The organism is Parachryseolinea silvisoli (assembly GCF_021190955.1).
GTDB lineage: Bacteria > Bacteroidota > Bacteroidia > Cytophagales > Cyclobacteriaceae > Ohtaekwangia > Ohtaekwangia silvisoli.
On sequence record NZ_JAIOAO010000001.1, the window covers coordinates 687,671 to 700,048 of the forward strand.

Sequence of the window (12,378 nt, forward strand, 5' to 3'; positions counted from 1 at the left end):
CAAAAACAAAGACGGAACATAAGCTTTTTTTTCATACGCACGCTGCCTGAAACGGCAATAAAAAAAGACCACCCTTGCAGGGGTGATCTTTCAAGTGCTTTAGTACCAGTATATATCCAACACTAAAACATTCAAAAGTATGAAAAAGATCCTACTTCCCGTAGTAGGGCGTAGCTTACTAACGGGTATGCTATCCAACTCGAAAATTCGATTTCTAATGAGAGCGTCAGTCGTAATTTGGTTATCAATGGCAATCAGCCTTCAACTAGCTGCCTTTGCTACAAATGGTCAGGGACTTGACAACGAAATTATATTAGAACTTAAACACACCACATTATCCGAAGCCCTCAGAATCATACAGAACAAGACGGACATTCCAATGGTGTATGCGCCTGACTTGGTGACCGGGGATCATGACATTAGTCTTTCCAAAGAAAAGCGAACAGTAAGAGCTATCCTGGAAATTATACTCAAAGGTACAGACATTACATATGTCGAACGAGACAATGCAATAGTTCTGCGCAGGAAATTCAAGGTAACTTCAGCGACAGCTGACGGGTCGGCGTCAGCTTCAGCACCTCCGTTTACTGTGTCTGGTAAAATAACAGATGCTGGAAGTGGAGAGGCGTTAGCTGGAGTCAATATAATTGTCAAAGGCACCACACGTGGAGCAAATTCGGATGCTATGGGTTCCTACACCATCGAAGTAAGCGAAATTGAAACTCTCGTATTTTCTTTTATTGGGTTCAAAACGATTGAAGTTGTGGTGGGAAATCGCACCGCTATTGATGTGAGCATGATTCAAGATGCCACTGCTCTTAAAGAAGTTCAAATAATTTCAACAAACTACTTTTCAACAACCAAGGAAAAATCCACGATGAACATATCTAAAGTGGATGGAAAGGAAATTGAACACCAACCTGTTACATCTTTGATGAATGCACTCATTGGCCGTATGCCCGGTGTAGATATCACCCCCATAAATGGTCAGCCGGGAGCAGCTTCACAAATACAGATTAGAGGCATAAACAGTTTAACCGGAGTCGGTTCCTATCCCCTTTATGTAATCGACGGCGTCCAAATTGAATCTCGCCCATTAGACTCAAGCAGCCCAATATACAGTCAAGGGCTTGACCCGTTGAGTGGTCTAAGTCCCTCAAGTATAGAAAGTATTGAGGTATTGAAGGACGCTGCGGCTACAGCAATATACGGGTCACGGGGCGCAAATGGCGTGATACGAATAACTACAAATCGAGCAAAAGTGGGGGCGGTAAGGGCCGACATTGACCTGACGGCGTATACAGGCATTGGCCGCCTATCAAATAGAATGGATTTACTTAATTCGAAACAGTACCTAGCCATGAGGCAGGAAGCACTAAGGAATGCCGGAATAGTGCCTGACCCGAATAATTCATCTTATGCCGACATTGTTGGCATCTGGGATACCACAAGATATACAGACTGGCAAGATGTACTGTTAGGTGGCACATCAAAGATAAACGATTTACAAGGCAGTTACACTGCCGGAAATCAAAATACTTCATTTCGAATCGGCGGGGGATATCACAAAGAAACAACAATTCTTCCAGGAGATGTATCGTACCAGCGTGGAACAGGCGACTTAAGCGTAAATCACCGGTCGCCAAACGGAAAGTTAGAAGTTGCTGGTGGTATAAATTTGGGTTGGACACACAATCAAAGCTACGGAAGCACCAACATGATGATAGCCGCCTTAAACCTTCCGCCTATCGCACCTAAGCTATATGATGACGATGGAACATTGAATTGGCAAATTCATAAGTATCCTGGATTCTCAACCAATACATGGAACAATCCTCTGGCCGATCTGGAGAAGAAGTATACTAATAAATCAAATAGTGTCGTCACGAGTGGAACAATCAGTTACCAGCTGCTTACATGGATTAAACTAAAGAATATAGTATCCTACTCTCGTTTCGAAAACAACGAGTCAAGCATCAACCCATTAGCTGCTATGTCACCAACCATACGTCAGTATGACACTGGCTCAGCGTCATTCACTCGTAACAATAGGGAGTCAACTATGATTGAGCCCCAATTTCTTTTTGAAAAGTCTTTGGGCGATCATCACTTAAACGGAATCGTCGGCGGTACCTATCAGTCCAGTCGCACTATATACTCACTAATTACAGGCTTAGGATACCCAAGCGATGCATTGTTAGGTTCCATAAAAGGGGCGCAAAGAGTCCTAAATATCGCTGATGACAACAATCCATACAAGTATGTTTCAGGGTATGCGCACTTGGGTTACGATTTTAAGGGTAGGTACTTATTGGATCTGACCGCACGGCGTGACGGGTCGTCCCGCTTTGGACCGGGCAAACGCTACGGAACATTTGGGGCAGTGAGTGGTGGATGGATATTTTCGGACGAACCCTTTATCAAAGGTGGCCACATTCTTAGCTTTGGAAAAGTTAGAGGTAGCTACGGTATTACTGGAAACGATCAGATAGGGGATTATCAATACTTAAATACCTATGAGATCGTGTCACCCGGGTATCAAACTGGTGTGAGCCTTAGACCATCTGCATTGTATAATCCTGACTTTGCCTGGGAGCAAACAACGAAGCTGGAAGTCGGCGTCGAGCTTTCATTCATTAGCAATAGAATTTCCTTAGAAGGTTCGTGGTATAACAACAGGTCGTCAAACCAGTTAATTAATTATAGATTAAGTGCAACCACGGGATTCGATGGGGTTTTGCAAAATTTCGACGCAACAATTGAGAATAGGGGGTTTGAGTTAGTTGTTGCTACTAAAAATATCGTTCAGCCAAACTTTCGATGGTCAACTTCTTTCAACCTATCGATTCCCAGGAATGAGCTCATCTCCCTTCCCGGTATAGAGGATTCACCGTATTCTGAGACCTACAAAGTTGGAGAACCGCTTTCAATACAACGCCTATACCGATACAAAGGAGTGAACGCCCAGACCGGGCTATTTGAGGTCGAAGATTTAAATGGGGACGGGAATTTCGATAACATGGATCGAGTCTTTATGAATCCCTTAGGACGAAGTTTGTATGGCGGCATAACTAACATCATTACGCTCAAAAGTTTCGAACTGACGTTTTTGCTTCAATACTCTAACAGTCCTATAACGAGCTACGGTTCTTTCGGCACTCCCGGAGGAACATCAAATCAACCTCTTGAAGTATTGAATAGATGGAAGACTGAAGGCGATAATAAGCCATATCAACAATTTCGGCCTTTTGAAACCAACGAATTTGCAAATGCTTTACAAAGTGATTTTGCTATAAGCGATGCAAAATTTATTCGTTTAAAAACGCTCACTTTTAGTTATCAATTCAATAAAGACCTGTTAAACAAGGCTAACATTACTAATACGGTAATATTTCTACAGGCCCAGAACTTGCTAACATTTTCAAAATACAAAGGTTGGGATCCCGAGACCGGAAACAGTGGCCTACCGCCATTGCGAATTATATCTCTTGGGTTGCAAGTTAAACTTTAACTAAACTACAATGAAAATTAATTGTAAATCCATATATATCGCTAGTATCTGTTTGTATTTCGGTCCAATAATAATGGGATGCGATGAACTGCTAGATATAGACGAACCTAATTCGAAAGTTTCGATAGAAACAGTGTTTCGTGACGACGGCACGGCTACTTCTGCGGTGACTGGTCTTTACACTGAAATGCTCTATGCGTTAAACTTCGCTAGCGGAAATTATAATAGTGTAACGGCATTAGCAGGGTTATCATCCGATGAACTTATAAACTATTGGCCAACGAATACTACAGAACAGCAGTTTTACGATAACAACATTGTCCCGCAGAATGATGATATTTTAAGCGTCTGGACATCTGCTTACAAAGTTATATATCAAGCAAATTCGGTTTTCGAGGGATTGACCAATTCAAGCGGCCTTACAGCAGCAGTCCGCGAGCAATTGCAAGGAGAGGCACTTTTCGTCCGCGCATTTACACATTTCTATTTAATAAATCTCTTTGGGGCAGTGCCACTGATAACAAGCACCGACTATCGCAAAAATACATCGGCTCCGAGAAGCAGTGTCGATCAGGTGTATGATCAGGTTATTGTTGATTTATTAGCGGCTCAGACGCTAATGAGTGGCACATACACGACATCCGGTAGAGTAAGGCCAAACAGCTTCACAGCTATGGCGCTCCTAGCTCGTGTATATCTTTATCGCAAGGACTGGGCAAATGCAGATGTGCTCGCATCAAATGTTATAAATGAGGGTACCTATCAAATAGAATCGGACTTAAACAATGTTTTCACATCCTCAAGCACTGAGGCTATTTGGCAATTACAGCCATTGGCTGGTGATATTAACACATGGGAAGGGAACATTTTTATCCTTGACAGTGAGCCAGCATTCTATTATCTGAACAAAGACCTGGTGGATTTTTTTGAGGTTGGGGATAAGAGGCTAGAGAGTTGGACTGGAAGCTTTGAAAATGGAAGTGACACATTCTATTATCCGTTCAAATATAAAGTTAAGTATGGAGGAACTGCGTCTACCCCCCCGATGAGTGTAACCGAGTATTCGATGGTATTCAGGTTGGCAGAACAGTATCTCATTCGCGCAGAGGCAAGAGCACATTTAGAAAATTATGCTGGAGCTATCAGTGACCTCGACGCTATACGCGGCCGTGCCGACCTTCCTCTTATCGCGGACACAAATCCGACCACGGGAAAAAGCGATTTACTTCTTTTAATCGAAAACGAAAGACGGTCAGAGCTTTTTACCGAATGGGGACATAGATGGTTTGACTTAAAGCGGACTGACCGTTCAACCGAGGTGCTATCAGCGTCAAAGGCTGATTGGCAACCTACTGATGTTCTGTACCCGCTACCCGATTTGGAGTTTACAAGAAATCCAAATCTAAAAGATCAAAACGAAGGATACTAGGGTTCAGTATCTTCAATCAATGAGGGAGCGGTTCAACGCTCCTTCTTTTCACTAAAAATTCATTTTATGATCAAGCCCTCACTAGTAGGAGTACTACTCATGTTATTCTCTACAATCGGTTTTTCGCAAAGGTCAGAACGAAATACAAAACTAGATATCGATCCCAACGTTATTATCGGCAAACTTACAAACGGCTTTACATACTATTTAAGAAAGTCACCGGGCGATAAAACGGCAGTTCAATTCGTAGTGAAAGCTGGATACAACCAAGAAACCGCGGATCAACGATACTTAGCTCACATACTTGAACACATGGCGTTCAGGGGTACAAAAAGTTTTTCTAATCCTATGCGGTATTTTGAGGAACGCGGCATTGCTAGAGGATCAGATTTCAACGCAGTTACGACTAATGATCGCACTGTTTATTATGCAAATTTGCCAGCTCAGAATTACGAACTATTAGAAAAATTGCTAGAGTTCTATCGAGAATGCGCACATGATATCAATTTGTCGTCTGACAATGTTGATAACGAACGCCTGGTGGTAATCGAAGAATGTAGGATAAGCGAGCAAGATAAGGACGAGAGTGCCATTGTTCGCAGAACTATAATGGGAAATACAAAATATACAGATAAGCCGGACTTCAGTGAGTCGCAAAGTGTTGCAACTTTCAAGCATGAGTCGCTCTTGAATTATTACAACCTTTGGTATCGATCTAATTTCCAAGCCATTGTAATAGTCGGGGATATCGATTGTAAAAGACTTGAAAAACTGATCCGCCGGCTATTTTCCGATCTACACAAATCGAAAATCAAAACCGTCGGAGTGGAGGTTGCAGATACTAGCTTCTTTGGCTGGAAAAACAGGTATGTTACAATCACTGGAAATAAAAATGGTAACGAGAGCATCAACATATATCTAAAAAGCATTCAAAATAGAATAACAGATTCGGCGAGCCTTGCCTTCAATTTAAAAAAACAATTGTACAATGCTATGACAACCGCGCGTCTCTCAATACTAACACAAGAATTCAAGTACGCTGAAGCTGTCAGTTCGCGTTTCGAATCACTCCCTGTGCGTGGTCCTCAAATAGAAGTGCTAAGGACTGGCTTTACCTTTCCCTCTGGGAAAGGTCTGCAAGCGTTGACTGAAGTTCTGACGCAATTGGAAAGGATTAAACGTTATGGCTTCACTGCAACAGAGCTTGGCCAAGCAAAGCTGGAAGTATTTGAAGTTCAACGAATAAATTCTAGAATTAGCAACTATCAATACGCAGGAAAGCTCACTAACCATTTCGTGACTGGAGAGATAATGCCCTTTGCATATTCAAATCAAAAAATAGTTGAAACTATTTTAAGATCCATTAAAGTCGAAGATATGCATGCGTATGCTGCTGGATGGCTAACTGCTAATAACAACATGGATATTTTCTACGTATCGCCTGCAACTGAACCAAATAAGGTTATAAATGAATTCAGTGTAGATAGAATATTTAAGGATATGGCGCTGGTTAATATGCAGCCCTATGTAAGCCCCGTGACAGATGAACAACCGCCAATTAATAGAAGCTTAATGACACCGCAAAAAGCCAATCAACTAAAGCCAGTTGCCAACTATATTGAAAATTTCGATAAAAAAACAGGAATAACGTCAATAATACTAGAAAATGGCATGAGAATTTTCCTCAAGCCAATTGATTCAACCCAAGATTCAAGTGTGACATTGAAATCCGTTTCAAGTCAAAGCGGCAATCTACTCTGTGATACAACGTTAGCGTTGAAAAAATATGCCCACTACATAATAGCAAGTAGTGGAATTGGACATCTGAAAGGCTCACAACTGAAAGCTTTCTTCGACGAACATAACATAGATCATCTTGCACTATACAATGGGGAATCGGGTAATGGTTTCGAAAGCACCTTTAATAATAGTCGCTTAGAAGAAATCCTACAGTTGATATTTTTATTTATAACTGAACCTAAACTGGACACCGCTACGTTCGAATCAATTATAAGTACCGAAAAGGCAGAAATTGAGCTGTCAAAAAAGCGGCTTCCTGATCAGTTTTCTGATACTATTCAATATTTCCGAAGTGAGCGCAAAAATAGTTCAGTTCGCATGTTGCACGAATTGGAAAGTAGCAGCATCATAGAAGTTAACAATTATTTTAAAAGACAATTCTCTTCGACTGTTGGCGCTGCGTACGCATTTTCAGGTAACTTTAACCTGGCTCATTTCAAGGCTTTAATATTGAAATATTTGGGCAATATCCCCAAGAAGGCCAGCGATGAGTGTAGACAACGCCAAGTAAATTTAAAAGCAAAACAGCTCGCTCAGCCCGTTGTAATTCGTTCCGGCGAACGAGATGAGGCGCGGATACAAATATTCTTTGATATCGTTGACGAGTACAGTGAACGCAATCACATTGCATTCGAACTCATTGCAAAGTACCTGGACGTCCAACTCTTTGATCGCCTAAGGAGAACGGAAAATGGAATTTACAATATAACCGTATACAAGAATATCAACAAAACAGAGCACGCCCAGTATAGCATTGGCATTTCATTTGCATGCGCACCAACGTCAGTCCAAAGATTAATAAACAGTGTGAAGGAGGAGATCCTTGATTTGAGAAATAACGGCATCGAGCAAGACCAATTTTCAAGACTGAAATACTTACAGACGAGTGATTTAAAGTCTCAGATGCGGCTTGGCAGATATTGGGCCAACTACATAATAAAGCACTATAGAGAACAATCGCCGTTTACCTCTTTTCTTGATGAATCGGACGCACTTGGTTCGATAAATCACATTGATGTTATGTTGTTCGCAAACAAGGTACTGTCCATTGCAAACATGAGCACCTACATTCAGCTACCAAATAATTTTGAGCAGTGAAAATTGGAGCCGCCTATTAAAGCGGCTCCAACTTCAATTTAATTTACTCCTAGATCTGCTACATCCGTAACTGTTTCCGCAGGATCAAAAGCGGGATTAACGGCGGTAGTGTTCTTCATGAACACATCGCATGTCCCACTGGATATGATTCTACCGTTAGTGTTTGTAGCTGGCAAGCTAGGGCTGTCTTGCGCCACCGAGACATAGCAGTTTGCTGAACCGGAGTTTGAACATTCCAGTCCGGTATTTACACAATGCCATGCCGGGTTTTGCTGACTTTTGATTTTAATATACACCGGTGTGGCCAAGTTACCAGTAAAGGTAAATGCACTAGCTGACGCAAATACTACGGCGCAAGCGCCAAGAATTAAACTTCTGTTTTTCATAAAATTTGATTTTAAGGTGTTTAAATATTGCCTACTTATATTTATTCAGGATTCGGCATCTCCTGATATCCTCGCGAGATTTTTTTAACTATTCGATAGGTGCAACTGCTGTAACAGTTTCTACCGGATTATAAGATGGATTAACATTGGTAGTATTCATTATTTTAATGCAATCCGTGCCATTCCATTTACGCCCATCGGTGTTGACGGCCGGGGTTGGCGGTAGATCAACTGCCACATTAACATAGCAGTTTGCTGAACCTGATTCGGAACATTGTAGCTCCGTATTAACACAGTGCCACATTGGATTACTTGAGCTTCGTATTTTAATGTAAACGGTTGTTGCCAGTGGAAGTAGCGATAATGTAAAGCCGGTTGTGGATGCAATCACAACCGCGACCACCGCAAGAAAGAAACCACGATTCTTCATATGCAATTGGGTTAAATAGGTTAGATTATGCGAAATTCAACATCGAATATTTTACAAAATATTTTCGTATTCTATTTATGCGCTTTATTTAATTCATCGGCAGCAGATAGCTAACGATATACTTCCCGTGAATTGCAAATATCTTGTCTTCTGACACTATAAATGAACTGACCTTTATGTCTTCGTAATCTGGAATGTAAAACGACTCGAGGTATTGTCCATCCCGCAGATCGTACATATCGACTACTGATTTTGTGATGAAATCGTGCATATCTTCCTCAAATGACAATATATTTGAATGTATGTATAGCACGTTATTAAAAGCTGCAGCGTTTATATTTATTTGCCGCGGGGGCTCTGAAATCATGCTCTTCCCATCTCCCCCCAATTTTGCGATCTTTAATTGTGCTCGTGAGAATGTGTCAATTGTATGGCCACGGAACTTTAAGTTAAGCAGGGTATCACAGACAATAAGTTCGTTTCTGTAATAATGTATATAGATGACTTGATGAGTAGCTTTATCGATCACAAGCTTGCCATCCGAGCAGAATATTCCGTCAATCTGCTTATTTATTAAATTGAGATTGAACATTAAGCCGCTGGATGACTTTTTCGCCAGTTCATAGCTTTTTGTAGCCGTGTTTAGGGATCGCAAAATAAGCGAATTTGGACCGACAGGAAACGCTTCTGCTGAATAGTCGCGTTCAATACCTATGTACCTCGTTGCCTTCCATTCGCCAATTACTCCCCGAAGATATTCTGGCATACCGCCGTGGGTTAAATAGAAGTATGGTGAGTCAATTGTCAATCGGAACCTTTGAAACGATTCTACACTGTCCAAATGTACCTCAAGTTTGTTATGCGTTGAATCATTTAGTGTATTGCTCACCGAAAGTAAATGAAATGGCGCAGTGAGGTTGCCTAGATAGACTCGGTCGTGATCGAATCCTGACAAATAGAATGAATTGACTCCAACATCAAGTGCGTTTTCCCTTTGCAACTTCCCTTTTACGAATGTCCGTATGAACGTGCCGCGATAGATTCCCTTACTAATCGGTGAGGTAGCATATAGCGTTACTATTATGCTAACACTAGCAATAGTGCATATTAACACGGCGTATACTCTTTTTTTAATGTTCATAACTGCACTTTATATCTGGTGGGCTGTGTATTATCTATTAATGGGATATTTTGAGACTCAGTGTCAATAACAAAAACACCAAGAAGAGCAACTAACGTGAAAATCAGATTAAATATCAGGTGTTCAGTCCATCCCAAAGTGTTGAGAATGCCGCCGCATGAGCATGGAACGTAGGGACTTAGCGTTAGTATAAACGCAATGTACAAAGTGAAGATTAACATGAGCATGAATGCAAGCAGAGTGCCGACGATCCTAAATTTCGGCAGAAGAAGCATTGCTGAAATAGTAAGTTCAGCGCTCGGAACAAGCCAGGAAACCCAAGAGGAATGGTGCATTATTAATGGCGATTTTCCAATCTGTGCCTGGAACTCTGCAAATTCCATTACTTTATTTATCGCTGCGTAAACAAACAACAGTATCAAAAGCATACAAATGATATCTGCTGAAAGCGCACGGGATGGAACTATCCTCTTCATGGTCGCAAATGTTAAGTTCACCTGACTTGTAGGGTTCTATTATAGCATGAGCAGGGACCTCATGGATATAATAGAGAACCCACAAATCAAGTTTAGGTTAAGGGATTATATCTTAAGTCAACTATTATTAGCTATGTGGTGTGACTGTCTAGTGTGTGGTTGATGTCTCAAAGTAACGCAATGGATAATACACTTTTGGATCAACTTGCTATCAAAAAGGCACTTTTTCAAACGTTAGTCTTTATCCAATTCTGTACCACGTGCAGCCGCCGGTGGTTGCCCGTAAAAGTTTTTGTACGCGTTGAAAAATCCCGTTTCTGCGTAGCCAAGCTCAATGGCAATGCTCTTAACAGATCGCGATGGGTCTCGCAATAGCCGTTTTGCTTCCTCCATCTTCAGCTGGACTACATATTCGTGGACATTCTTACCGGTGTGCAGTTTAAAGCCTTCTTGGAGCTTACGTTTGTTGATTCCTAACTCGCTTGCAACAGCGTCGATCGTGATTTTCTGTTTGAAGGTATTTGCGAGATATTCTATCGCGTACCTTATGGTTGGATCACTAACCACGTACGCAGGCTTTTGTCCAAGGAATAGATCAGCCATATCGATCATTGCACCAAAAAATATCTCGTATGCCTTAATCTCCATAAACAAATGACGCATTGCCTCATCCTTTGAAATATTATAGAGAAGGGCGTCAACTTCTTCTTGCATCCGCAGCGGTATAGGCAAATGGTGATCCCGTATCAACGATGCCGTCTGACGACTTACATTATCCAGGAAAGAATTTAAAAAGGCAAAATCGAGCGCAGCGCGAGTGAGCGTGCTCGGCTCCAGGCGCATAGCGATAGAATGATGCAAACCGCGCGGTATGCATACTCTGTACTCGGTTTGCGGCAAGTACACTAAATTATAATGTGACTTTTCGATAGTCGAGGGAAGCAGAGAGCTGCCGGAATATTCGATCGGTTCGCCCAAGTTAAGGACGAGTCCCAAAAACTCGCGGGATAAGATAAAGTCAATGGTCTCCGTCTTCTGTGGATGCCTGCGAAAATTTGATAGACTAAATGGAAACTTTACGCCCGGTCTAGCATCGTATGTAATTTGATTTAATGAGGTCATAACGGTAGGTGTTTGCGGAATTTGCAAAACAACATGAATTGGGGCTTACGTATTCGGGAGTAAAATTTCCCTAATCTTTAACGAAACACTTGTTTTCCGTCCGAGCCATGAGACTAAAAATCCAAATCGTGTGAGCTTGTTAAATATTCTTGCCCGCCACTAAGATCAATTATGGATTTGATATCTACCAAATTAACGATGTCAAATGAAATTCACCACCGAAGTTGATAAGTCAGAGGCGATAACCCGAAAACGCCCATTTTGCGGTTGTCCAATAAAAAACACCTTGACGCACCTCTCAATAGTTTGAGAAGTTTTTCGTTTTGATTTTCGATATTCCCAAGGCGGTGTTGGATTATTTTCACTCCATAAACCATTTCGGCCCGCCATTGCTGTTGCCTCTAATTCGGACATCGTCTTACTGGACGAATATTTTTTATAATGCCAGGCGAGGCCGTTGCGAATAAGTTCTTGGTTTAAAATCTTGCCATCTGAGTTAAATGCGGACCGGTATGACAAGGTCAATTTTTTATTATCCCTTGGCGAAATGCCGGATGTGCCAAAGGCGTCACCGGAGTTGGATAGCGATCAGCAGCTGTTTGAGTGGCTGCGTGAGCAAGGGATGCTGGTGATGGTGTTTCTGCCAGGGCAGCGTGAATCGATTATGGGAAGAGTCGAAGTTGTAGGCGACAAAAGTTGCCAGCTGCGTTTGGTCAGCGATGAACTCGAAGTGTCGGAGGATTTGTTGGAGCTTGCTTATAATAAGCTACATATCGTGGTGGTGGAGACGCATTTGCTGCGGATGTTTGATCGGTATCTCGTGGAGATGGGGCATACTTAGAGCCTCCTATATTTCAACATGAACAATTTACTCCGCCTCAAGGACTGATCAAAGTTCAAACTATGGTGTACCCCTTTTGACACACAGGTATAAAGCTAGCGGTTATTTATTTTAACAAAATGAATGGTCCGCAGCTTTATTTTT

General features: G+C 41.8%; 10 protein-coding genes. 4 read left to right on the top strand and 6 right to left on the bottom strand.

Annotated features, from left to right (window positions below; all coding sequences use genetic code 11):
• The first annotated feature begins 139 nt into the window (after positions 1-139).
• The 3 genes from K7P01_RS02900 (at position 140) to K7P01_RS02910 (ending at position 7,838) form a co-directional block, all read left to right on the top strand.
• Positions 140-3,511: a SusC/RagA family TonB-linked outer membrane protein gene (locus K7P01_RS02900; protein WP_267289639.1), complete on the top strand. Its 3,372-nt coding sequence runs from the start codon at positions 140-142 to the stop codon at positions 3,509-3,511.
• 10 nt (positions 3,512-3,521) lie between these two features.
• Entirely contained in the window at positions 3,522-4,940 is a 1,419-nt protein-coding gene (locus K7P01_RS02905) for a RagB/SusD family nutrient uptake outer membrane protein (RefSeq protein ID WP_267289641.1), read from the top strand.
• A 66-nt stretch (positions 4,941-5,006) separates the two neighbouring features.
• Positions 5,007-7,838, top strand: a complete 2,832-nt coding sequence (locus tag K7P01_RS02910) for a M16 family metallopeptidase (protein ID WP_267289643.1) — start codon at positions 5,007-5,009, stop codon at positions 7,836-7,838.
• A gap of 38 nt (positions 7,839-7,876) precedes the next feature.
• Here K7P01_RS02910 and K7P01_RS02915 read toward each other — a convergent pair whose 3' ends face one another.
• The 6 genes from K7P01_RS02915 to K7P01_RS32040 form a co-directional block, all read right to left on the bottom strand.
• Entirely contained in the window at positions 7,877-8,224 is a 348-nt protein-coding gene (locus K7P01_RS02915; RefSeq protein WP_267289645.1) for a DUF6520 family protein, read from the bottom strand.
• Between the two features lie 88 nt (positions 8,225-8,312).
• Positions 8,313-8,654, bottom strand: a complete 342-nt coding sequence (locus K7P01_RS02920) for a hypothetical protein (RefSeq protein ID WP_267289647.1) — start codon at positions 8,652-8,654, stop codon at positions 8,313-8,315.
• Between the two features lie 88 nt (positions 8,655-8,742).
• A complete protein-coding gene (locus K7P01_RS02925) occupies positions 8,743-9,420 on the bottom strand; it encodes a hypothetical protein (RefSeq protein WP_267289649.1) in 678 nt (225 codons plus the stop codon).
• A 371-nt stretch (positions 9,421-9,791) separates the two neighbouring features.
• Positions 9,792-10,271, bottom strand: a complete 480-nt coding sequence (locus K7P01_RS02930) for a MauE/DoxX family redox-associated membrane protein (protein WP_267289651.1) — start codon at positions 10,269-10,271, stop codon at positions 9,792-9,794.
• A gap of 234 nt (positions 10,272-10,505) precedes the next feature.
• On the bottom strand, positions 10,506-11,393 hold the full coding sequence (locus K7P01_RS02935) for a helix-turn-helix transcriptional regulator (protein WP_267289653.1): 888 nt from the start codon (positions 11,391-11,393) through the stop codon (positions 10,506-10,508).
• Positions 11,394-11,594: 201 nt separating this feature from the next.
• Positions 11,595-11,918 carry a thermonuclease family protein gene (locus K7P01_RS32040; RefSeq protein ID WP_397310616.1) on the bottom strand — a complete coding sequence of 108 codons (324 nt, stop codon included), beginning with the start codon at positions 11,916-11,918 and terminating at the stop codon, positions 11,595-11,597.
• Between K7P01_RS32040 and K7P01_RS02940 the strand changes: the two genes are divergently transcribed.
• Positions 11,878-12,234: a hypothetical protein gene (locus K7P01_RS02940; RefSeq protein ID WP_267289655.1), complete on the top strand. Its 357-nt coding sequence runs from the start codon at positions 11,878-11,880 to the stop codon at positions 12,232-12,234. The genes K7P01_RS32040 and K7P01_RS02940 overlap by 41 nt on opposite strands.
• Positions 12,235-12,378: the final 144 nt, after the last annotated feature.